The sequence below is a fragment of the Blastococcus deserti genome, from assembly GCF_042682525.1.
Lineage (GTDB): Bacteria > Actinomycetota > Actinomycetes > Mycobacteriales > Geodermatophilaceae > Blastococcus_B > Blastococcus_B deserti.
Window position 1 is genome coordinate 115,449 of record NZ_JBHUHP010000001.1, and the last position, 20,828, is coordinate 136,276.

Annotated in this window: 24 protein-coding genes; 16 read left to right on the top strand and 8 right to left on the bottom strand. The window is 74.7% G+C overall.

From position 1 onward, the window contains the following. Nucleotides 1–9: 9 nt before the first annotated feature. Together ACFSHS_RS00545 and ACFSHS_RS00550 are read right to left on the bottom strand one after the other, a co-directional pair. Nucleotides 10–159, bottom strand: coding sequence for a hypothetical protein (locus ACFSHS_RS00545; RefSeq protein ID WP_376870469.1), 150 nt, complete (start codon nt 157–159; stop codon nt 10–12). After that, nucleotides 156–857 (bottom strand): TetR/AcrR family transcriptional regulator, encoded by a 702-nt coding sequence (locus ACFSHS_RS00550; protein ID WP_376870471.1) that lies wholly within the window; start codon nt 855–857, stop codon nt 156–158. The genes ACFSHS_RS00545 and ACFSHS_RS00550 overlap by 4 nt, the downstream gene beginning before the upstream one ends. A 128-nt stretch (nt 858–985) precedes the next feature. Here ACFSHS_RS00550 and ACFSHS_RS00555 point away from each other — a divergent pair, with 128 nt between their 5' ends. The 3 genes from ACFSHS_RS00555 to ACFSHS_RS00565 all read left to right on the top strand — a co-directional run bounded on the left by ACFSHS_RS00555 (nt 986) and on the right by ACFSHS_RS00565 (nt 4,310). Further along, nucleotides 986–1,930: an NAD-dependent epimerase/dehydratase family protein gene (locus ACFSHS_RS00555; protein WP_376870474.1), complete on the top strand. Its 945-nt coding sequence runs from the start codon at nt 986–988 to the stop codon at nt 1,928–1,930. Between the two features lie 134 nt (nt 1,931–2,064). Next, complete coding sequence (locus tag ACFSHS_RS00560; protein ID WP_376870476.1) at nt 2,065–2,598, top strand: heme-binding beta-barrel domain-containing protein; 534 nt, start codon at nt 2,065–2,067, stop codon at nt 2,596–2,598. Further along, on the top strand, nt 2,595–4,310 hold the full coding sequence (locus ACFSHS_RS00565) for a DUF885 domain-containing protein (protein WP_376870478.1): 1,716 nt from the start codon (nt 2,595–2,597) through the stop codon (nt 4,308–4,310). The genes ACFSHS_RS00560 and ACFSHS_RS00565 overlap by 4 nt, the downstream gene beginning before the upstream one ends. Here the strand turns inward: ACFSHS_RS00565 and ACFSHS_RS00570 are convergent. After that, a complete protein-coding gene (locus tag ACFSHS_RS00570) occupies nt 4,307–5,026 on the bottom strand; it encodes a hypothetical protein (RefSeq protein WP_376870480.1) in 720 nt (239 codons plus the stop codon). The genes ACFSHS_RS00565 and ACFSHS_RS00570 overlap by 4 nt on opposite strands. Nucleotides 5,027–5,341: 315 nt before the next feature. After that, the gene (gene nhaA / locus ACFSHS_RS00575) at nt 5,342–6,697 is read right to left on the bottom strand and encodes a Na+/H+ antiporter NhaA (protein ID WP_376870482.1); all 1,356 of its coding nucleotides are present in this window, start codon (nt 6,695–6,697) and stop codon (nt 5,342–5,344) included. A gap of 94 nt (nt 6,698–6,791) precedes the next feature. Between nhaA and ACFSHS_RS00580 the strand changes: the two genes are divergently transcribed. The 8 genes from ACFSHS_RS00580 to ACFSHS_RS00615 all read left to right on the top strand — a co-directional run bounded on the left by ACFSHS_RS00580 (nt 6,792) and on the right by ACFSHS_RS00615 (nt 12,576). Next, nucleotides 6,792–7,262: a Fur family transcriptional regulator gene (locus ACFSHS_RS00580; protein WP_376870484.1), complete on the top strand. Its 471-nt coding sequence runs from the start codon at nt 6,792–6,794 to the stop codon at nt 7,260–7,262. Then, on the top strand, nt 7,259–8,371 hold the full coding sequence (gene ygfZ, locus ACFSHS_RS00585) for a CAF17-like 4Fe-4S cluster assembly/insertion protein YgfZ (protein ID WP_376870486.1): 1,113 nt from the start codon (nt 7,259–7,261) through the stop codon (nt 8,369–8,371). The genes ACFSHS_RS00580 and ygfZ overlap by 4 nt, the downstream gene beginning before the upstream one ends. After that, a complete protein-coding gene (locus ACFSHS_RS00590; protein ID WP_376870488.1) occupies nt 8,368–9,222 on the top strand; it encodes a beta-keto acid cleavage family enzyme in 855 nt (284 codons plus the stop codon). The genes ygfZ and ACFSHS_RS00590 overlap by 4 nt, the downstream gene beginning before the upstream one ends. Continuing rightward, on the top strand, nt 9,219–9,779 hold the full coding sequence (locus tag ACFSHS_RS00595) for an RsiG family protein (protein WP_376870490.1): 561 nt from the start codon (nt 9,219–9,221) through the stop codon (nt 9,777–9,779). Before ACFSHS_RS00590 ends, ACFSHS_RS00595 begins: the two co-directional genes overlap by 4 nt. Continuing rightward, nucleotides 9,779–10,816, top strand: coding sequence for an asparaginase (locus tag ACFSHS_RS00600; RefSeq protein ID WP_376870492.1), 1,038 nt, complete (start codon nt 9,779–9,781; stop codon nt 10,814–10,816). Before ACFSHS_RS00595 ends, ACFSHS_RS00600 begins: the two co-directional genes overlap by 1 nt. 87 nt (nt 10,817–10,903) lie before the next feature. Further along, entirely contained in the window at nt 10,904–11,410 is a 507-nt protein-coding gene (locus ACFSHS_RS00605) for a helix-turn-helix domain-containing protein (protein WP_376870495.1), read from the top strand. Next, on the top strand, nt 11,407–12,171 hold the full coding sequence (locus ACFSHS_RS00610) for a hypothetical protein (RefSeq protein WP_376870498.1): 765 nt from the start codon (nt 11,407–11,409) through the stop codon (nt 12,169–12,171). The genes ACFSHS_RS00605 and ACFSHS_RS00610 overlap by 4 nt, the downstream gene beginning before the upstream one ends. 126 nt (nt 12,172–12,297) lie before the next feature. After that, nucleotides 12,298–12,576 carry a DUF2516 family protein gene (locus tag ACFSHS_RS00615; RefSeq protein WP_376870500.1) on the top strand — a complete coding sequence of 93 codons (279 nt, stop codon included), beginning with the start codon at nt 12,298–12,300 and terminating at the stop codon, nt 12,574–12,576. Between the two features lie 52 nt (nt 12,577–12,628). On the opposite strand, the gene ACFSHS_RS00620 is transcribed toward ACFSHS_RS00615, so the two are convergent. Next, nucleotides 12,629–12,823, bottom strand: a complete 195-nt coding sequence (locus ACFSHS_RS00620; RefSeq protein WP_376870502.1) for a PspC domain-containing protein — start codon at nt 12,821–12,823, stop codon at nt 12,629–12,631. A 24-nt stretch (nt 12,824–12,847) separates the two neighbouring features. On the opposite strand from ACFSHS_RS00620, the gene ACFSHS_RS00625 reads away from it, so the two are divergent. Then, entirely contained in the window at nt 12,848–13,360 is a 513-nt protein-coding gene (locus ACFSHS_RS00625; protein WP_376870504.1) for an O-acetyl-ADP-ribose deacetylase, read from the top strand. Here ACFSHS_RS00625 and ACFSHS_RS00630 read toward each other — a convergent pair. Together ACFSHS_RS00630 and ACFSHS_RS00635 are read right to left on the bottom strand one after the other, a co-directional pair. Then, nucleotides 13,350–14,189, bottom strand: a complete 840-nt coding sequence (locus tag ACFSHS_RS00630) for a spermidine synthase (protein ID WP_376870506.1) — start codon at nt 14,187–14,189, stop codon at nt 13,350–13,352. The two genes, ACFSHS_RS00625 and ACFSHS_RS00630, sit on opposite strands and share 11 nt — an antisense overlap. A 178-nt stretch (nt 14,190–14,367) precedes the next feature. Then, a complete protein-coding gene (locus ACFSHS_RS00635) occupies nt 14,368–15,231 on the bottom strand; it encodes a class I SAM-dependent methyltransferase (protein WP_376870509.1) in 864 nt (287 codons plus the stop codon). 34 nt (nt 15,232–15,265) lie between these two features. Between ACFSHS_RS00635 and ACFSHS_RS00640 the strand changes: the two genes are divergently transcribed. Then, nucleotides 15,266–16,273 carry a UDP-N-acetylmuramate dehydrogenase gene (locus tag ACFSHS_RS00640; RefSeq protein WP_376870511.1) on the top strand — a complete coding sequence of 336 codons (1,008 nt, stop codon included), beginning with the start codon at nt 15,266–15,268 and terminating at the stop codon, nt 16,271–16,273. A gap of 51 nt (nt 16,274–16,324) precedes the next feature. Here the strand turns inward: ACFSHS_RS00640 and ACFSHS_RS00645 are convergent, their stop codons facing one another. Next, nucleotides 16,325–17,041: an SDR family oxidoreductase gene (locus tag ACFSHS_RS00645; protein ID WP_376870514.1), complete on the bottom strand. Its 717-nt coding sequence runs from the start codon at nt 17,039–17,041 to the stop codon at nt 16,325–16,327. Between the two features lie 158 nt (nt 17,042–17,199). On the opposite strand from ACFSHS_RS00645, the gene mshA reads away from it, so the two are divergent. Genes mshA through ACFSHS_RS00660 form a run of 3 tightly spaced genes read left to right on the top strand, consistent with a single transcriptional unit; the run spans nt 17,200 to nt 20,686 of the window. Then, entirely contained in the window at nt 17,200–18,534 is a 1,335-nt protein-coding gene (gene mshA, locus ACFSHS_RS00650) for a D-inositol-3-phosphate glycosyltransferase (RefSeq protein WP_376870516.1), read from the top strand. Then, nucleotides 18,531–19,103 carry a type III secretion system chaperone family protein gene (locus ACFSHS_RS00655; RefSeq protein WP_376870519.1) on the top strand — a complete coding sequence of 191 codons (573 nt, stop codon included), beginning with the start codon at nt 18,531–18,533 and terminating at the stop codon, nt 19,101–19,103. The genes mshA and ACFSHS_RS00655 overlap by 4 nt, the downstream gene beginning before the upstream one ends. After that, nucleotides 19,100–20,686, top strand: coding sequence for an MFS transporter (locus ACFSHS_RS00660; protein WP_376870522.1), 1,587 nt, complete (start codon nt 19,100–19,102; stop codon nt 20,684–20,686). The genes ACFSHS_RS00655 and ACFSHS_RS00660 overlap by 4 nt, the downstream gene beginning before the upstream one ends. Nucleotides 20,687–20,828: the final 142 nt, after the last annotated feature.

Sequence of the window (20,828 nt, forward strand, 5' to 3'; positions counted from 1 at the left end):
CTCGCGACCCTAGTTCGCGCGGATCCGCCGGACGTGCCAGGCCGGGGCGAGCAGGACGGCGAGCGCCAGCGCGGCTGCCCGCTCGTCGATCTCCAGCCGGACGGCCGCCCCGGTGTGCAGGTCCTCGAGGGAGGGGCCCCGGTAGAACAAGCCCCTCACGCGCCCGGCGTCCCCGGCGCGGGCAGCCCGATGAGGCCGGCCAGCTCGGACATCGCGCGGTCGAAATAGCGGTCGCCGTCCTCCACGGACCCCGCGAAGTGGCCGAACAGCTCGAAGCTGATCGTCCCGAACAGCGCGCTCCAGGCCAGGAGCGCCCGCACCCGCACGGTCTCGTCGAGCGCCGGGTGGTCCCCGCCGAGGACCGCCACTGCCGCCTCGCTGACCAGGCCGGGGTCCCGCTCCCCGGCGGCCGGGGGCAGGGTGCCGCTGCGCGCGGCGTCCCCCAGGATCCGGCCGAGCACGATTCCCACGCGCGAGGCCGCGGGCACCGTGTCCTCCGGCGCCCGGTAGCCGGGCACGGGCGAGCCGTAGAGCAGCGCGTACTCGTGCGGGTGGTCCCGCGCCCAGGCCCGCACCGCGCGGCAGACGGCCAGCCAGCGCTCCGCCGGCGAGGCCACGGGCTGGTCTGCGGCCTCCGCCGCGGCGCCCAGGTCGTCGTACCCGTCGATGATGAGCCGCGTCAGCAGCTCGTCGCGGCTGGGGAAGTAGCGGTAGACCGCCGAGGACACCATGCCGACCTCGCGGGCGACGGCGCGCAGGGAGAGGGCCGCCGCCCCCACCTCGGCGAGCTGGCGGCGGGCGGCGTCGGTGATCTCGGCGGTCAGCTCGGCGCGGACCCGTTCGCGTGCGGTGGGCACGGGCCCATGGTGCCGCATCGAGAGCGCCAATTGCAATTGCGAGCACCGCTCTTGACAGGTGGGTCGTCGAGCCGGAGCATCGATGTCGAACGAGAGCACCGCTCTCGTCCAACCCCGAGGAGCTCCCCATGGCACTGCACGTCATCGTCGGCAAGGGTTCGGTCGGTACGACGACGGCCGCCGAACTAGTCGCCCGGGGGCACGAGGTGCGAGTGCTGTCACGCAGCGGAGGCCGCTCCACCGACACCGTCGAGCACCGCCGGGTCGAGGCGTCCGACGCCGAGGCGGTGGCCGCGGCCGCACGGGGCGCGGCCGCGCTGTACAACGCCGTCAACCCGGCCTACCACCGGTGGGCCACCGACTGGCCGCCCGTCGCCGCGGCGCTGCTGACCGCCGCCGAGCGCACCGGCGCCGTGCTGGTGACGATGTCGAACCTCTACGGCTACGGCCGCCCGTCCGGGCCGATGACCCCCGAGAGCCCGCTGGCCGCCACGGACGTGAAGGGCCGGGTGCGGATCCGGATGTGGACCGACGCGCTCGCGGCGCACGAGGCCGGCCGGGTGCGGGTCACCGAGGCCCGGGCGGCGGACTTCGTCGGGCCGCAGGTGCCGGCAGCGCACTCGCACCTGGGCCGTCAGCTTTCCGCGCTGCGCGCCGGCCGGCGGGCCTGGGTCATCGGCGACCCCGACGCCCCGCGCAGCTGGGCCTACCTGCCCGACGTCGCCGCCACCCTGGCCACCCTCGGCACCGACGACCGGGCGCCGGGGCGGGCCTGGCACGTGCCCAGCGCCGCCCCGCGGTCGCAGCGCCAGGCGATGGGAGATCTCGCCGCGGCGATGTCGTCCCCCGCCCACCCGGTTCCGCGGCTCCGCGTGAGCGGCGTGCCGTGGCCCGTCCTCCGGGTCGTCGGTCTGGCCGTGCCGATGATGCGGGAGGTGGTCGCGGTCCGGCACCAGTTCGACCAGGAGTACGTCGTCGACGCGAGCGCCACCACGGCCGCGTTCGGCCTGACGGCGACGCCCTGGGAGGACGTCGTCCGGGCGACCGTGGGCGGGATGCCGGCGACCGCCTGACGGCCCGCGCGGCGTCGTCATTACCGTGGGCGCATGGTTTCTGCCTGGGTCGTGGCCGTCCTGGCCGCGCTCGCCTCGGCCGGCTGCGCCGTCGGCGCCTACCGGCTCGCGCGCGGGCCGCGGGAGGCCCGGCGTTGAGCGGGCCCACCGAGCTGCCGGTGCCCGACTCCGCCGACGTCCGCAGCGGCCCGGAGGTCTCCGAGGAGATCCTGTCGGTGCTGCCGCTGCTCGGGGAGTGGCACGGGGAGGGGCAGGCGGCGGGCGCCGCGGGTGACCACCGGTTCGGCCAGTGGGTGCGGTTCAGCCACGACGGCCGCGGGTTCCTCGCCTACGAGTCGCGCACCTGGCGGCTCACCGACGACGGAGCGATCGTCGGTCCCGGCACCCGCGAGTCGGGGTTCTGGCGCCCCCGCGGCCAGGACGACGTCGAGCTCCTGGTGACCAGCCCCGAGGGGATCGTGGAGCTCTACGTCGGCCGGGCCCGGACGACGACCAGCTGGGAGCTGACCGCCGACGTGCTGGCCCGGACGCCGGACGCCCCCGACGTGACCCGGGCGGTGCGGCTGTACGGGATCGTCGAGGGCGCGCTCATGTACGCCATCGACCGGGCGGGCCCCGACGGCCCCCTGCGCCCGCAGATGTCGGCCCGGCTGGAGCGGATCCGATGAACCCCGCTCCGCCGCCGACCCGCCCGACCACCCCGAGGCAGGTCGCCGACGCCTACGTCGAGGCCGTCTGCGACCTCGACCCGATCGTGGCCACGTCGCTGGGCACCCGCCCCGGCGACGACCGGCTGCCCGACTACAGCCCGGCCGGGCTGGAGGCGGAGGCGGCGACGGCCCGCGAGATGCTCGCCGAGCTCGACCGGGTGCTCGCGGCGGACCCCGCGCTCGCCGACGACCCGATCGAGCACAACTGCGCCCGCCTGCTGAGGGAACGGCTCGGTGCCGAGCTGGCGGTGCACGAGTCCGGTGAGGGCTACCGGGCGCTGTCGAACCTGTTCAGCCCCGTCCACTCGGTCCGCCAGGTCTTCATGATGATGCCGTCGGCCACCGAGGAGGACTGGGCGGTCATCGCCCGGCGCATGGCCCGGGTGCCGGAGGCCTACCGCGGCTACCGGGAGTCCCTCGAGGAGGGCGGCCGGCGCGGGCTGTTCGTCGCGCCCCGCCAGGTCCGCACCGTGGTCGGACAGCTGGGCGAGTGGCTGGCCGGCCCCTACTTCGCCACCTTCGCCGCCGCGGGCCCGGAGGCGCTCCGGGCGGACCTGGACGCAGCGGCCCGGGCGGCGGACGAGGCGGTCGCCGGGATCCGCGACTACCTGCGGGACGAGTACGCGCCGCGTGCGGAGGGGACGCCGGACGCCGTCGGACGGGACCGCTACGCCGTCGCCGTCCGCCGCTGGACCGGCTCCGACCTCGGTGCCGGGGAGGGGCTGGAGGAGGCCTACGCCTGGGGCTGGGCGGAGCACCGCCGCATCCTGGCCGAGCAGCGCGTGGAGGCCGGCAGGATCCTGCCCGGCGGCTCGCCCATGGAGGCGATGCGCTGGCTGACCGCCAACGGCCCCGCCGTGGAGGGCGTCGAGGCCGTCCGCGAGCGGCTGCAGGCGATGATGGACGAGGCCATCGAGGCGCTCGACGGCACGCACTTCGACCTGGCAGAGCCGGTGCGGAAGGTCGAGGCGATGATCGCCCCGCCCGGCAGCGCGGCGGCCCCGTACTACACCCGCCCGGCGCAGGACTTCTCCCGGCCCGGCCGGACGTGGCTGCCCACGCTGGGACGGACCCGCTTCCCTCTCTGGGACCTGGTGTCGATCTGGTACCACGAGGGCGTTCCGGGCCACCATCTGCAGCTGGCCCAGTGGGTCTACGTCTCCCAGCAGCTGTCCACCTACCAGACGTCGCTCGGCTCGGTCAGCGCGAACGTCGAGGGCTGGGCCCTGTACGCCGAGCGGCTCATGGACGAGCTGGGGTTCCTGCCCGACCCCGGGACCCGCCTCGGGTACCTCGACGCCCAGCAGCTGCGCGCGGTGCGCGTGGTCATCGACATCGGCATGCACCTCGAGCTGCCCGTCCCCGACGACGCCGAGGGCGTGCTCGCCGACCACCGGGGGAAGCCGTGGACCCCGGAGCTGGCGCGCGCGTTCCTCGGTGAGAACTCCGGCGCGGCGCCCGCCTTCCTCGACAGCGAACTGGTCCGCTACCTGGGCATCCCGGGGCAGGCGATCAGCTACAAGCTGGGGGAGCGCGCATGGCTGGACGGCCGTGCCGCGGCGCAGAAGGCGCGTGGCGCGGACTTCGACCTCAAGGCCTGGCACATGGCGGCGCTGTCCCAGGGGTCGCTCGGCCTCGACGACCTCGCCGCCGAGCTCGCCCGCCTCTAGGGAGCCGGGCGCGGGTGCACCGGGTCGCCGTCGTCGGAGACCGGGTCCGCGGGCGTCGACGGCAGCGCCTCGAGCGACGGGGAGGCGAGCAGCTCGGCGATGCACGCGGCGCTGCCGCCGACGTACGTGCTCACCAGGTCGATGTCGGTGACCACGCACCAGGCCCGGTCGGCCGGCCACCAGAGGTTGGCGCTCTGCTCGTGCGGTTCGGGCGCCAGGTTGCGGACGGAGTCGGCCACCGTGCCGTGGACGAGGACGACGTCCCGACCGCCCCGCAGCAGCAGTCGCGGTGGCACGTCGGGATGGGGCAGGTCGTACCCGAACCCGTCCCAGCGGCCGAAGAGACAATCCCCGGGTGTGGTGGTGTGCGCGCGGAGCACATCGCTCAGGCGCGAGGCGACCGCGACCGGAAGGTGCCCCTCGCTGGGGCCGTCGTCCCAGACCGGGGGCTGGCTGTCGACAGGCCCGTGGGTCAGCGCGTGCCACTGCGCGAGCGGGTGGACGACGGTGCCGTTGTACTCGGCGACCTCCGCCCAGCCGACCTCGACGTCGTCGTCCCCGTCGTAGCGGACGGCCGGGTGGAGGACGCGGGCGTAGGCGTCGAAGACGGCCGGCACGAGCGCGCCGACGGTGCCGGGAATGCCGCGGCGCCGGCCTGCCGAGACCCAGACGCCCGCGGAGACGTCCGTCTCGACCGGGAGGCCCCCGAGCTGCACGATCCTCCCCGGGAAACGGACAACCCCCGGGCTGCTCCGCGGCGCGTCCCTCCGGAGAGGGGGCTGCACGCGGGCCGACTGGACAAATGTCGGCGGCCCGGGGGTCGGGTGACTGTCCGGTTCTCGCTCGCCGCCGTACGACGGACGGGCGATCATGCCGTCGTTCGGATTCCACTCCGAACGGGCGGCCCATCTGGACGGCGGCTAGCGGACAGCCACCTCACGAGTCCTGTAGCTAAGCAAAGTTACGGACCACCTCCTCTCTCGTGTACCTCGACGGTACGTCGGCTCGGATGGGTCCTGCAACGAAGATTTTCAGCTCTCGGCGGACGGCGATGACCGGTGGTCCCCGGACGGGTCGATCCGCCGGTCGTCGACCGGGTCCCAGGCGTCGGGGATGCCGTCGTGGTCGACGTCGCGGTGCTCCTCGTCGTACATGCGCCGGTAGCGGCGGTTGCGCAGCCGGAGGACGACGGCGGCGAGCAGGGCCGCGGCCACCGTTCCCCCGAGGATCCCCACCTTCGCGTGGTCGTAGCTGGGGCTGCCCACCCCGTAGGCGAGCTCGGTGATCAGCAGGGAGACGGTGAAGCCCATGCCGCCCAGGAGGGAGAGCCCGATGACGTCGGGCCAGCCCAGGTCCTCGTCGAGCTGGGCCCGGGTGAAGCGGGAGACCAGCCAGGTGGAGCCGGTGATGCCGATCGCCTTGCCGAGCAGGAGGCCGACCGCGATGCCGAGCGCGATGGTGTTGCCGAGCGAGTCCCGCAGGCCCGACAGCCCCCCCACGGCGACGCCCGCGGAGAAGAAGGCGAAGACGGGGACGGCGACGCCGGCCGAGAGCGGGCGGAGGCGGTGCTCGAACTGCTCGGCGAGTCCCGGTCCGGCGTCCGGTCCGCCGGCGGCGTCGCTGCGGACGACGGGGACGGTGAAGGCGAGCAGGACGCCCGCGACCGTGGCATGGACCCCCGACTCGTGCATGAAGACCCAGGTGAGCGCGGCGAGCGGGAGCAGCAGCCACCAGGAGCTGATCCGCTTCTGCACGAGCAGGCCGAAGAGCGCCAGGGGCAGCAGGGACAGCAGCAGGGCCGGGACGGACAGCGTCTCGGTGTAGAAGATCGCGATGACGACGATCGCCAGGAGGTCGTCGACCACGGCCAGGGTGAGGAGGAACGTGCGCAGCCCGCTCGGCAGGTGGGTGCTGATCACCGCGAGCACGGCGAGGGCGAAGGCGATGTCGGTCGCCGAGGGGATCGCCCACCCGCGCAGCGCGCCCTCCGGCCCGCCGAGGTTGAAGAGCACGAAGACGAGCGCGGGTACCGCCATGCCGCCGATGGCGGCGGTGATCGGCAGCGCCGCCCGGCGTGGATCCCGGAGATCGCCGGCGACGAACTCCCGCTTGAGCTCGAGGCCGGCGACGAAGAAGAAGATCGCCAGGAGACCGTCGGCAGCCCAGGTGCCGAGCGTGAGGTCCAGGTGCAGCGACGCGGGTCCCACCCGGGTGTCCCGGAGCGTCTCGTAGACGTCGCCCCACGGGGAGTTCGCCCAGACGAAGGCGACCGCCGCCCCGGCGAGGAGCAGCGCCCCGCCGACGGTCTCCTTGCGCAGGACGGCGGCGATCCGCTGCGCCTCGGGCCACGAGCCGCGACCGAGGAGCTCGGGGGGAGGTGTCGTCATGGTGGCGGCTCCAGTGCAGGGGTCGGCTGGGACGTTGCCGACCAGACTTCCCGGCGCACCGCCGCCCACCGTAGCGGGGCATAGGCTCGTCCGCGTGGGACACGGGCACGGCGGGCAGGACGCGGCGCCGCTGGCCGAGCGGCTCCGGGCCCGCGGGCTGCGGCTGACCGCCCAGCGGCAGCGCGTCCTCGCGGCGGTCACCGCCCTGGAGCACGCGACGCCCGAGGCGATCGGGGCGCGGCTGCGGGAGGAGGCCGGCCCGGGCGGCGCGGCCCCTGACACGTCGACCGTCTACCGCAACCTCGAGCTGCTCGAGCGGCTCGGCCTCGTGTGGCACACCCACCTGGGCAAGGGGGCGCCGGTCTACCACGCCGCCGAGCACCCCCACCTGCACGTCGTCTGCCAGTCGTGCGGCGAGATCGCCTCGGCCGCCCCGGACCTCCTCGACAGCGCCGCGGAACGTCTGGCGGCCGACCTGGGTTTCACCGTGGACGTCGGGCACGTCGCCCTGTCCGGGACGTGCCGTGCGTGCCGCGAACGAGCCGGATCGGAGCCTTCCTCATGACCTCACCCCTGCTGTCCCGCCCCGGCGCGGTCGCCGTCGAGGGGGGCACCGTGGCCGGTCGCTCGATCGCCGCTCACTACGGCGATCCCCTCCGCGAGCAGCGGCTGCTCGCCGAGGGCGCCGGCCTGGTCGACCGCAGCGACCGCGACGTCGTCGCGATCCCGGGCGCCGACCGGCTGTCCTGGCTGCACAGCATCACCAGCCAGCACCTGGACCGGCTCGGCGACGGCTCCGGCAGCGAGGCGCTGGTCCTCTCGCCGAACGGCCACGTCGAGCACCACCTGGTGGTGGCCGATCTCGGCGGCACGACCTGGGCCGACGTCGAGGCCGGGACCGGGGCGGCGCTGCAGGCGTTCCTCGAGCGGATGCGGTTCATGCTCCGCGTCGAGCCGGCCCTCGTCACGGCGACCTGGGCGGTGCTGTCCCTCGTCGGGCCCACCGGCGCCGCGGTCCTGGCAGCCGCCGGACTCCCCGAGCCGGAGACCGGGTACGCGGTCCGCGCACTCGACGCCGGCTTCGCCCGCCGCATGCCCCCGATCGGCGACGGGACGCCCGTGGTCGACCTCGTCGTGCCGCGCGCCGACCTCGACGCGGTGGCCGCCCGTCTGGAGGCCGCGGGTGCACAGCTGGCGGGGGTCCAGGCGTTCGACGCGCTCCGGGTCCAGGCCCGCCGTCCCCGGCTGGGCGTGGACACCGACCACCGGACGATCCCGAACGAGCTGCCGTGGCTGCGCACCGCGGTGCACCTGGACAAGGGCTGCTACCGCGGGCAGGAGACGGTGGCGCGGGTGCACAACCTGGGGCGGCCACCGCGGCGGCTGGTCCTGCTCCACCTGGACGGCGTCAGCGAGGTGCTCGCGGAGCCGGGGACCCCGGTGCTGTCCGGCACCCGCGAGGTCGGCCGGGTCGGCAGCGTCGTGCGCCACCACGAGCTCGGCGTCGTGGCGCTGGCGCTGGTGAAGCAGTCGGTGGCGATGGACGCGGCCCTGACGGTCGCCGGTTCCACCGCGGCGATCGACCCGGACGACGCCCCGGCGGCGGCCGACGACACGGTCAGTGCCGCCCGTGAGCGTGTCCGCGCGGTCCGGTCTGCCACGATCGGCAGGTGATCCCGCCCACCTCGACCCGCAGCACGCTCATCACCGTCGCCCCGACCGGCGCCGAGTCGGCGAAGGCCGACGTCCCGGCGCTGCCGGTGACGGTGGAAGAGGTCGTGGCCACCGCGCGGGACTGCCAGGCGGTCGGCGCGTCGGTGATCCACCTGCACGTGCGCGACACCGACACCGTGCCGACGCTGGACCTCGGCCGGGTGCGTGAGGTGGTCGCCGCCGTCCGGGAGTCCACGGACCTGGTGGTCCAGCTCTCCAGCGGCGGGGCGGTCACCGACCCGTTCGACGCCCGGCTGGCCGTGCTGGAGGCGGCGCCCGACGCGGCGTCGTTGACGCTCGGCACGGTCAACTTCGGGCGCGACGTGTTCGCCAACCCGTGGGACCTCATCGTCGAGCTGCACACCCAGATGCAGCAGCGGGGCATCGTGCCGGAGTACGAGGTCTTCGACCTGGGCCACCTGGCGACGCTGCAGCGCCTGCTGGACCGCTACGGCCCGCCGCACGGCGGCCGCGTGCACGTGGACCTGGTGATGGGCGTGCCCGGTGGCATGCCGGGCACGGCCCAGGCCTTGACCTCCTGCCTGCCGTTCCTGCCGGAGGGCGCGACGTTCGCGGCCACGGGCGTGGGACGCACGTCCATCCCGGTGATGCTGGCGGCGCTGTCGGCGGGCGGGCACCTGCGCGTGGGCATGGAGGACACGCTCACCTACGCTCCCGGCGAGCCGGTGCGCGACAACGCCCAACTCGTCGCCCGTGCCGCCGGACTCGCCCGGATCGCCCAGCGCCCGCCGATGAGTACCCAGGACGCCCGAGGTTTCTTGGGCATCGAGCCGATGGAGGTCGCACGATGAGTCCCAAGCCCGCTCCCGCCGGTGGCGCCGCCGTCGACGCGATCCTGCGCCCGGACTTCCTCGAGAACGCCACGCGGCAGCCGATGTCGGAGGTGCGCCGGCTGCGCCGGGAGGCCGAGCAGCAGGAGGTCAACCTCTCCTACACGCGGCGGCTCCTGCAGGGCCGCCTCGACATCGTGCGGCGCGAGCTCCAGCGCCGGGCCGAGCACGACGGGCGGTCCCTGGTGGACCTGCTCCCGGAGATCCTCGCCGAGAAGGGGCGCGGCCCCGCGCACGGCCTCGGCCGGCACCAGACCGTGCAGCCGCACGCGCCGGAGGAGTACGAGTCCTGGGTCAACGGGCTGACCAAGGGCGTGGACATCTCCGCGATCGCCGACCTCAGCGACGCCAAGCTGGAGAAGGCCGCGCGTGCGCTGGCCGCGGCCGAGAGCGACCTGTCGGAGCGCCGGCGTGGGGTGCAGCAGGTGATGGACGGGCTGGCCGCCGAACTCGGCCGCCGGTACCGGGACGGCGAGGCCGACGTCGCCGCGCTCCTCGCCGACGAGGGCCGCCACTGATGAAGGACCCCCTTGCCCCCCACCACTCGCAGGCTCGCGGTGGGGCCCTGCAAGGGGGCCGTTCCCATCCGTCGCGTTGGCCGGACAACCCGGTCCTGGTCGAGGTGTGGCGTTCCGGTTTCCTGGAGTCGGCGCACCGGGGGTCGCTCGTCGTCCTCGACGCCTCCGGCTCGGTGACGTTCGCGGTGGGCGCCGTGGACCGGCCGACCCTGCCGCGCTCGTCGAACAAGCCGGTGCAGGCGACCGCCATGCTGGCCGCGGGCTGGTCGCCGCGCTCGGCGGCGGAGCTGGCGATCGGGGCCGGCTCGCACAACGGTGAGGACGGCCACCGCGAGCTGACCGCCGGGATGCTCGCCGCCGCGGGGCTCGGGCCCGACGACCTCGGCTGCCCGGCGGCGCTGCCGCAGTACGAGCCGACCAGGGCGAGCTGGCTGGTCGCCGGCCGGCCGGCGGAGCGGCTGGCCATGAACTGCTCGGGCAAGCACGCGGCGATGCTGTCGGCCTGCGTGGCCGCGGGATGGCCGACCGAGGGGTACCTGTCGCCCGACCATCCTCTGCAGCAGGCGATCGAGGCGCGGCTGGCCGAGGCCGCGGGTGAGCCGGTGTCCGCCGTCGTCGTCGACGGGTGCGGCGCCCCGCAGCACGCCCTGTCGGTGACGGGGCTGGCGCGGGGGGTGCTCTCGCTCGTGCAGGCGGCGGAGGGCACCCGGGACCGGGCGGTGGCGGACGCGATGCGGGCGCAGCCCTGGTTCGTGGCCGGCACCGGCCGGGAGGACACCGAGCTCATGCAGGCGGTCCCCGGCCTGCTGGTCAAGGGTGGGGCCGACGGTGTCCACGTGGCGGCGCTGCCCGGCCTCGGCGCGGTGGCGCTCAAGCTCGACGACGGCGGCGACCGCGGCCGCACGCCGGCGCTGGCGGCCGGTCTGCGGCGGCTGGGGGTGCCCGCGGAGGAGCTCTCGCGATGGTTGCTGACGCCGGTGCCGGGCGGCGACGGCGTCGTCGGACAGGTCCGCCCGGGGCCCTCGTTGACCGCCTGAGCTGCGCGTTCGGGTGTGATTGGACTCACTCCACTGTGCTAGCAGCTCTGCTTGCAGCAGCTAGCACCCGGGCCTATCGTTGGAACGGTGCAGACCCCGGGTGAGTTCGTCCGCGAGCAGGTGACACAGGTCCGCGAGAAGGTGGACCGCGTCGCCGGCAGCGTGGCGGAGTCGGTCGCGGAGGCGCCGGGCGTCGCCGCGGTCAGCTCGCAGGTGGGGGACTTCATCCGCGAGCAGCGCAATGCCGCCCGGGTGTCGCTGCGCGAGCTGGCCCGTACCGCCGGCGTCAGCAACCCGTACCTGTCCCAGGTGGAGCGGGGTCTCCGCAAGCCGTCGGCGGAGATCCTCGCGTCGATCGCCCGGGGCCTGAAGATCTCGGCCGAGTCGCTCTACGAGCGGGCCGGGATCCTCGACCGGCGTTCGGGAAATCCGGACACCGTGGCGGCGATCCGCTCGGACAGCGACCTGTCCGAGCGGCACAAGGCAGTCCTGCTGGAGCTCTACGAGACCTACGTCCGCGAGCACCGGGCGTCGTCCCAGGCCGCCACCCAGAACGTCCCTCCCGCAACCCGACCCTCCAAGGAGTCAGCGTGACCCGCATCGACACCGTGAAGCAGTACGGCGAGACCGCCGTGTCCGCCTACAAGACCCTCAACCTCGCCGTCATCGGCGCCGGTGACCTCGCCGTCGAGCGGGCCCGCACCGCCGTGGCGCAGTTCCGGTCCAAGGCCGAGACGCTGCCCGGCGAGGCCCAGGTCCAGGCCGACCTGGCCGTCAAGGAGGCCCGCACCCGGGCGACCGAGGCCGCCGGCAACGCCCGGACCGCCGCCCAGCAGCTGGCCACCGCGGTCCGGCCCGAGACGCTGCGCGGCACCGTCGCCGGCCTGGTCGAGACCGCCCGCACCCAGGCGCTGTCCACCATCGACGCGCTCGCCGAGCGCGGTGCCGAGGTCGTCGAGGACCTGCGTCGTCAGCCGGCCCTCCGCCGGGTTGTCCGCCGCGCCGAGCAGGCCGTGGACGCCGTCGAGGAGACCATCGACGAGGTCATCGAGGACGCCGCCGAGGCCGTGGTCGAGGCTTCCAACGAGATCACGTCGGTGACGCAGAAGACCGCCGCCAAGGTGACCAAGGCGGCGGCCAAGGCCGAGGAGCAGGTCGACGCCGCCGCCGACGCGGCCAAGGCCACCGCCGGGGACGTCGTCGAGGAGCCGAAGCCGGCCAAGAAGGCGCCCGCTGCCCGGAAGAGCACCCCGGCCGCGCGCAAGGCGCCTGCCAGGTCGACGTCGGCCCGCGTGACCCGCGCCCGCAGCGCGAAGCCCGCGGACCCGACCTCGGTGCCGGCCAAGAAGAACTGACGTCCCGCCTGGCGTCGTTCGACCAGGGCCCCGGAGCTGCGTCAGCGCTCCGGGGCTCTGTCGCATCCGGATGAGAATGCCGGATTCCTGCCCGATTCCGGTCCGTCGCGGCGGTACCCTTCCGGCATGTTCGATGCGCTGGTTCTCACCGTCCTCTACTACGGTGCCCTGGCGCTGACGCTGTGGGCGTTCGTCGACTCCGTCTTCCGTCCCGCGCCCGGGTACGTCGCGGCGGGGAAGCTGACGAAGCCGGGCTGGGCGGCGATCACCGGCCTCGCGGCACTGGTCATCTTCTGGCAGGGCCCGATGAGCTTCCTCGGTCTGCCCGCCGTCATCGCCGCCGTCGTGTACCTGGTCGACGTGCGCCCGGCCGTGCGCGGGCTCCGGCGGGGCAACAGCTGGTGAGCGCCCGCCCCTGAGAGCCCCGCCCACGGGGGCCGTCCGGTGGACCGGCTGGTCAGTCGGCGGGGATGAGCACCCACAGCAGCAGGTAGGCGACGATCTGCGGGCCGGGGAGCACGCAGGACAGCACGAACGCGAGGCGCAGGCGGTTGCGGGGCAGGCCGTAGCGGCGGGCGATGCCGGCGCAGACGCCGCCGATCACCTTGTGCTCGGAGTCCCTGCGGAGACGACGGTTCGCGGGCGCGGTCATACCTCTGGACCTTACGGTCGGGACGTGGATCTGCGGGCGGTTCGTGGCGACATCACGCAGGCGGACGTGGACGTGATCGTCAATGCGGCCAATCCCGGGCTGCTCGGCGGCGGCGGGGTGGACGGCGCCATCCATGCCGCCGGAGGACCGGAGATCCTCGCGGAGTGCCGCACGATCGTCGCGCGGCTGCCTGGCGGCCGGCTGCCCCGCGGGCAGGCGGTCGCGACGACGGCGGGTCGGCTGCCGGCGCGCTGGGTCGTGCACACCGCGGGCCCGATCTGGTCGGCCACCCGGGACCTGTCGCCGGTGCTGCGGTCCTGCTACTCCGAGAGCCTGCGTGTGGCCGACGGGCTGGGCGCCCGGACGGTGGCGTTCCCGGCGATCTCCGCGGGGGTGTACGGATGGCCGCTCGAGGACGCCGCGCGCCAGGCGGTCGCGGGCGTCCGTGCGGCGTCAGTGGAGCACGTGCGGGAGGTGCGCTTCGTCCTGTTCAGCGACGAAGCCCTGGCTGCCTTCGAGGCCGCGCTCAGCGACTGAACACGCCCTCGGGGGGCTCGGGGGAGGCGACGGCGTCCGCATCCTGGACCGGCCGGGCCTTCCCCGTGAAGCGGTCGAGGTCCTCGCCGTGCACGACCCGCGAGGGCATGGGGTCGCCGGCGCAGCGGCGGACGTACCCGGCGACCGGGAGCTCGCTGTCGGACGCCACGGCGACCAGGTTCCCGAAGCGGCGGCCCCGCAGCGTGCCCGGTTCCGCCAGGAGGCAGACCTCGCGGAAGACCGACCGGAGGGTGGCGACCTGCCGACGGGCGAAGGCCAGCGGCGGGCCGTCGGCGACGTTGACCCCGTAGACGCCGCCCGGCCGCAGGACCCGGTGCACCTGGGTGGCGAACTCGGCGGTGGTGAGGTGCGCGGGCGTGCGGGCGCCGGCGAAGACGTCGCAGATGACGATGTCGGCGGTGGCGGTGTGCAGGGCGGTCAGGCCGACCCGGGCGTCCTCGGGCCGCACGCGGATGCGGGCACCGCGGGGCAGGGGGAGGTGTTCACGGACGAGGTCGGTCAGTGGTCGGTCGATCTCCACCACGCGCTGACGGGAGCCCGGTCGCATGACGGCGACGTAGCGGGGAAGGGTGAGCGCCCCACCGCCGAGATGCACGACGTCGAGCGGTGTGCCCGCATCTCCGGCGAGGTCGAGCACGTGACCCAAGCGCCGGACGTACTCGAACTCCAGGTGGGTGGGGTCCTCGAGATCGACGTGCGACTGCGGCGTGCCGTTGACCAGCAGCATCCAGGAACCGTCCCGGTCGGCGTCGGCGAGCAGCTCGGCGGTTCCTCCGGCGACGGGGGTGGGGCCCGGCGGCAGTCTCACCCGTGCAGCGCTCCGCCCCGGTCCCTCACGCGGACATGGTGCCTCACGCCGCTGATGGCCCTGCCGGATCGATGGCCTTGCCGGATCTCCTGACCGCCCTCGCCGGATCGGTCGGGCGCTCTCTGGACCCGGTCAGAACGGTGGTGGGTCGCAGTCGCGCTGTGGAGGGCGGACCGGCTCAGGTCGGTGCGACCGCCGACCATCGGACCGTGATCTCGCCGTGCCGCCATCGTCGTGTCGACCCCACCACCGGCCAGCCCTGGGCGGCGAGGGCTTGCACCGCCGCGACCCAGCGCTGGCGAGGACCGAATGCCGTCAGTCCGGCGGCGGCCGCCCACGCCGCGTCGAACGCGCGGAGGAACTCGTGCACCGGCCGGCCGGGGACGTTGTGGTGGATCAGCGCCTTGGGCAGCCGCTCGGCGAGGTCGGAGGGGGCCGAGATGTCCGCGACCCGGGTGGAGAGCGTGAGCGTGAGCGGGCCGCCGGCGTCGAGGGCGACCCACGCCGCCCGTCGTCCCCACTCGTCGCAGGTTCCCTCGACCAGCAGGCCGCCCGGTCCCAGAGCGGCGCACATGGTGTCCCAGGCCCGGGCGGCGGACGCCTCGTCGTACTGCCGGAGGACGTTGAACGCCCGCACGAGCACCGGGTTCAGCCCGGCCAGCTCGAAGCCGCCCACGCGGAAGTCCACCCGGGGCGGATCGCGATCGGCCTCCACCGCCGCCACGCGTGCCGGGTCGATCTCCAGACCGACCACTTCCAGCCCGTTCACCTCCGGACCGAGCCGCTCGACGAGCTCGAGGGTGGTGATGGCGGACGAGCCGTACCCGAGGTCGACCACGAGGGGCCTGGCCGAGTCACGCAGCCGGGGGACCTGCGTGGCCAGCAGCCATCGGTCGACCCGGCGGAGGCGGTTGGCGTTGGTGGTGCCCCGCGTGGGCAGACCCAGGGCCCGTGCCCGCCCGGCCGCGAGCCGCGGCGCCCTGCGCTGGGGCGACGGGGACAGCGATGCCCGGCGCTTGTGGTCGCTGCCCGCCTCGCTCACCGGTCCGGAGGGTAGTCCCGGTTAGCGTGGTGCCGTGCAGGAGCGACGCGACGTCCGGCTGGCGGACCTCACCACCCTCGGGGTCGGCGGTCCGATCGAGCGTCTGGTGGAGGTCGCGGACGCCGAGGAGCTGGTCGCCGCCGTCCGTGACGCCGACGAGTCCGGGCGCCCGCTGCTGGTGCTCGGGGGCGGCTCGAACGTGGTCGCGCCGGACGAGGGCTGGGCGGGGGACGTCGTCCTGGTCCGGAGCCGCGGGATCCGCCGCGACGGCGACGAACTCACCGTCCAGGCCGGCCACGACTGGGACGAGCTGGTCGCCTTCACCGTCGAGAACCGCCTGGCCGGGATCGAGGCGCTCTCCGGCATCCCCGGCTCGACCGGCGCCACGCCCATCCAGAATGTGGGCGCCTACGGGCAGGAGGTCGCGCAGACGATCACCGCCGTGCGCGTGTACGACCGGGCCGAGAAGTCCGAGCGCACCCTCGATCCCGCCGAGTGCGAGTTCGCCTACCGCGACAGCCGGCTCAAGCGGGATCCGGGGCGCTTCGTGGTCCTGGAGGTCACCTTCGCGCTGCACCCGGGCACCCGGTCGCGGCCGGTCTCCTACGCGGAACTGGCCCGGACCATCGGCGTCGAGATCGGCGAGTCCGCACCGCTGGCCGAGGTGCGGGAGGCGGTGCTGCGGCTGCGCCGCGGCAAGGGCATGGTCTGGGACCCGGCCGACCCCGACAGCCGCAGCGCCGGTTCGTTCTTCACCAATCCGATCGTCCCAGCCGAGCACGCCGTCGAGGGCTGCCCGAGCTGGCCCACGCCCGACGGCCAGGTCAAGCTCAGCGCCGCCTGGCTGGTCCAGCACGCCGGCTTCGGCCGCGGCACGCGGGCGGGCAAGGTCGGGACGTCGTCCCGGCACAGCCTCGCCCTCACCACGGAGGACGGCGCGACGGCGGCCGAGCTGCTGGCGTTCGCCGACCGCATCGTCGCTGCCGTGCGGGAGAAGTTCGGCGTCAGCCTCGAGCGCGAGCCGACGGCGGTCCGCCCCTAGCCCACGACGGGCCGGCAGAGACGTGACCCCAGCGGCGGTCCACCCCTCCGGTCACGTCTCGCGCGCGACCTTGTGCTGGGCGGCCTGGGCGAGCGGGCGCACGACCATCAGGTCGATGTTCACGTGGTGCGGCCGGGTGAGCGTCCACGCGATGCAGTCGGCGATGTCCTCGGCCACCAGCGGCTCCCGCACCCCGCGGTACACGGCGTCGGCCGCCTCCGAGGAGCCCAGCCGCTTGAGGGAGAACTCGTCGGTGCGCACCATCCCGGGCGCGATCTCGATCACCCGCACCGGTTCGCCGTTCAGCTCCAGCCGCAGCGTCTCGGCCAGCGTGTGCACCCCGTGCTTCGCGGCGGTGTAGGACGCCCCGCCCTCGTACGAGATCAGCCCCGCGGTCGAGCCGACGAACAGCACGTCCGCGGCGCCGGAGGCCCGCAGCGCCGGAAGCAGCGCCTTGGTCACCCGCACGGTGCCCAGCACGTTGACGTCGTAGGTGCGGGCCCAGGAGTCCAGGTCGGCGTCCTCGACCGGGTTGGCGTCGAACGCGCCACCGGCGTTGTTCACCAGGACGTCGACGCGGTCTAGCGCGGCGGCGAAGGCGTCCACTGACGCCTGGTCGGTGACGTCGAGGGCGAGTGCACGGCCGCCGATGGAGGACGCCAGCTCGTTGAGCCGGTCCAGCCTCCGCGCGGCCAGGACGACGTCGAAACCCTCCGCCGCCAGCCGCGTGGCGGTGGCGGCCCCGATACCGCTCGACGCCCCGGTCACGACCGCTGTGCGGCCCGTCCCCGGGAGGCCGCGGTACCCGGACGAGGGGAGAGGTGAGGTATCTGACATGTGGCCATCCTGCCGCTGTTGCAGGATGGGTGGTCGACAGGGGTGCCGATCCGGCGCCCGGCAGACTCGGCAGTGCGGGAGGTCAACGCGTGCCCGCTCGCCGGTTCCCCCGCCCTGGCACGCCCCGGCGGGTGGCCACGCTGTCGGTCCACACCAGCCCGCTCGACCAGCCCGGCGCCGGCGACGCCGGGGGCATGAACGTCTACATCGTCGAGGTCTCCCGCCGGCTCGCCGCCCGCGGCATCGCGGTCGACGTCTTCACCCGCGCTACCTCCAGCGACCTCCCGCCGGTGGTCGAGATGGTTCCGGGCGTGACGGTCCGGCACGTGAGCGCCGGCCCGTTCGAGGGCCTGGGCAAGGAGGAGCTGCCCGCCCAGCTCTGCGCCTTCACCGCCGCCGTCCTGCGCGAGGAGGCGCAGCACGAGCCGGGCCACTACGACCTCGTCCACTCCCACTACTGGCTCTCGGGTCAGGTCGGGTGGCTGGCCCGGGACCGCTGGAGCGTGCCGCTGATCCACACCGCCCACACCCTCGCCAAGGTCAAGAACGAGGCCCTCGCCGCGGGTGACCGGCCCGAACCGCGCGCCCGGGTGATCGGCGAGGAGCAGGTCGTGGCCGAGGCCGACCGGCTGATCGCCAACACCGACGAGGAGGCCCGTCAGCTGGTCCGCCTCTACGGCGCCGACCCGTCCCGCACCCTCGTCGTCCCGCCGGGGGTGGACCTCGACCGCTTCAGCCCGGGCGACCGGTCCGCCGCCCGCCGGGCCATCGGCATCACCGACGACCTGGTCGTCCTGTTGTTCGTCGGCCGCATCCAGCCCCTGAAGGCCCCGGACGTCCTCCTGCACGCCGCCGCGCAGCTGCTCGCCGACGATCCCGCTCTCCGCAGCCGGCTGCGCGTGCACGTCGTCGGCGCACCCAGCGGGTCGGGCCTCGAGGCGCCGGAGCAGCTGCAGAAGCTCGCGGGCGACCTCGGCATCGCCGACGTGGTCACCTTCTTTCCGCCGCAGCCGCCCGAGCGGCTCGCCGACCACTACCGCGCCGCCGACGTCACCGTCGTCCCCAGCCACAACGAATCCTTCGGCCTGGTGGCCCTCGAGGCCCAGGCCTGCGGCACGCCGGTCGTCGCGGCCGCGGTGGGCGGTCTCCCCACCGCCGTCCGCGACGGCGTCTCCGGCGTGCTCGTCGACGGTCACGACCCGAGGATCTACGCCGCCGCCGTGCACGCCGTCCTCGGGCGGCGCCAGCTGCTGTCCGCCGGTGCCCGCCGGCACGCCGGCCTCTTCTCCTGGGACCGCACCGCCGACGCCCTCGTCGCCGCGTACACCTCCGCCGCCGAGGAGATGCACCGCGCGACCCAGCAGTTCAGGCACCCTGCCATCGGCCCGCTCCGCACCCTTCCCGGCGTCCAGGTGGCGCGGTGACCGACCGGACCGTCCTCGAGCTCGACGCCGTCATCGAGCAGACCCTCCGCGACAGCGAGCTCGTCCACGAGCACCCCGCCCCGGGGCGCTGGCTGATCGACCTGCCCGGCACCAAGAAGCTCAAGACGGTGTGCGGGCTCATCGTCGGCGAGCACGCCCTCCGGGTGGAGGCCTTCGTCTGCCGGCAGCCCGACGAGAACCGCGAGCAGCTGTGGACCTTCCTGCTGCAGCACAACGCGCGGATGTACGGCGTCGCCTACTCCATCGACAGCGTGGGCGACGTCTACCTGACCGGCCGGCTGCCGCACGCGGCGGTCACGCCCGAGGAGATCGACCGCATCCTCGGCGCGGTCCTAAGCTACGCCGACGACCACTTCAACGCGATGCTGGAGATCGGGTTCGGCACCTCCATCCGCCGCGAGTGGGAGTGGCGGGTCAAGCGGGGGGAGTCGCTGCGCAACCTCGAGGCCTTCGCGGCCTTCGCCGACCCCGCCCGCCGCCCCGACGCCGACGCCACCCGCCGCCCCGACGCCGGCCCCACCCGCCGGCCCCCTCCCCAGCAGGCGTGACCGCGACGGGCCGGTCTGCGCAGCCCGGGGCGACCACGCAGCACGGGCCGGGCTATGCCCGCCGCTGGTGGGTCCTGGCCACCATGACCGTGTGCCTGCTCGTGGTGATCACGGGCAACACGATCCTCAACGTCGCCCTGCCCACCCTGCAGCGGGAGCTCGACGCCACCCACGGAGAGCTGCAGTGGGCCGTGGACGCCTACATCCTCGTGTTCGCGGGGCTGCTCTTCTCCTGGGGCGTGGTCGGTGACCGCATCGGCCGGCGGAAGGTCCTGCTGATCGGCCTCACCGTCTTCGCCGCCGGATCGGTGCTGGCCGCCTTCAGCAGCAGCCCGCTGGAGCTCACCGCCTGGCGCGCGGTCATGGGCATCGGTGGCGCGGCCGTCCAGCCCACCACCCTCGCCGTCATCACCAACGTCTTCCCGCCCCGTGAGCGCGGGCGCGCGATCGGCATCTGGGCCGGCACCGCGGGCATCGCCGTCGCCGGAGGACCCCTCGCGGGCGGCGCCGTCCTCGAGCACTACTGGTGGGGTTCGGTGTTCCTCGTGGGCGTGCCGGTGGCCGTCCTCGGCATCGCGGGCGTCCTGGCGTTCGTGCCCGAGTCCAAGGACCCGTCCCCGGGCCGGCTCGACGTCCCCGGCGTCCTGCTGTCCATCGTCGCCCTGGCCGGGCTCGTCTACGGCATCATCCGCGGCGGTTCGGGAGCCGGCTGGACGACGCCCGGCGTGCTCGTCCCGCTCGTCGGCGGGCTCCTGCTGCTCGCCGTCTTCGTGTGGCTGCAGCGCCGCTCGACCCACCCGGCCCTCGACGTGTCGCTCTTCCGCAACCCCGCCTTCTCCGCGGCGGCGGGCGCGCTCGGCCTGAACTTCTTCGCGCTGCTGGGGGCGACGTTCTACCTCGTCTACTACCTGCAGGGGGTCCGCGGCTACAGCCCCCTGCAGAGCGGTGCCGCTCTCATCCCCGTCGCCCTCGGCATGGCGATCATGGCGCCGCGCAGCTCGGGGCTGGCCGAGCGCTTCGGGGCCAAGGCGGTCTGCGCCGCCGGGTTCCTCCTGATCGCGCTGTCCTTCGTCGGCATCCAGCTGCTCGACCTCACGTCCCCGGTGTGGCTGCTGCTGCTCGTGCTGTCGGTGCAGGGGCTGGGGATGGGCGCGGTGATGGCTCCGGCCACCGAGTCGATCATGTCGGTGGTGCCGCGCGAGAAGGCCGGCGCCGGAGCCGCGGTGAACAACTCCGTCCGCCAGATCGGCGGTGCGCTCGGGGTGGCGATCCTCGGTTCCGTCCTCGCCGCCTCCTACTCCGCGCACCTGGGCAGCACGGCCGATGCGCTGCCCGCCGAGGCGCGGGCGGAGGCCAGCCAGTCCATCGTCGCCACGCTGGAGGCCGTCTCCCGGGTGCAGGGCAGCGGGGACGCCGACGCCGCACGGGCCGCGGCCGCGGTCGTCGAGCCGGCTCGCGAGGCCTTCGTGTCCGCCATGCACCTGACCGCGGTCTTCACCGCCGTCGCCGCGGTGATCGCGGCGGTCGTCGTCCTGCTCTGGCTCCCCGGGCGCCGACGGGACCCGTCGTCCCTCCCGGAGTGAGCCGGAGGTGGCGACCGCGGTCGACGACGGCCCCGGTGGCCGCCGCCTCCTGAGCCGCCCACCGCCCGACCCGCCCACCGCCCGACCCGCCCACCGGCGCGCACGCCAGGGGGGCACGCGCGCCGGGTCGCGGATAGCGTGG

What these genes read in the sequence shown, in the direction of transcription:
- ACFSHS_RS00555 (WP_376870474.1), top strand. Translation starts at nt 986, where the DNA reads ATGGCACTGCACGTCATCGTCGGCAAGGGTTCGGTCGGTACGACGACG.
- ACFSHS_RS00565 (WP_376870478.1), top strand. Translation starts at nt 2,595, where the DNA reads ATGAACCCCGCTCCGCCGCCGACCCGCCCGACCACCCCGAGGCAGGTC.
- nhaA (WP_376870482.1), bottom strand. Translation starts at nt 6,697, where the DNA reads ATGACGACACCTCCCCCCGAGCTCCTCGGTCGCGGCTCGTGGCCCGAG.
- ygfZ (WP_376870486.1), top strand. Translation starts at nt 7,259, where the DNA reads ATGACCTCACCCCTGCTGTCCCGCCCCGGCGCGGTCGCCGTCGAGGGG.
- ACFSHS_RS00595 (WP_376870490.1), top strand. Translation starts at nt 9,219, where the DNA reads ATGAGTCCCAAGCCCGCTCCCGCCGGTGGCGCCGCCGTCGACGCGATC.
- ACFSHS_RS00600 (WP_376870492.1), top strand. Translation starts at nt 9,779, where the DNA reads ATGAAGGACCCCCTTGCCCCCCACCACTCGCAGGCTCGCGGTGGGGCC.
- ACFSHS_RS00615 (WP_376870500.1), top strand. Translation starts at nt 12,298, where the DNA reads ATGTTCGATGCGCTGGTTCTCACCGTCCTCTACTACGGTGCCCTGGCG.
- ACFSHS_RS00620 (WP_376870502.1), bottom strand. Translation starts at nt 12,823, where the DNA reads ATGACCGCGCCCGCGAACCGTCGTCTCCGCAGGGACTCCGAGCACAAG.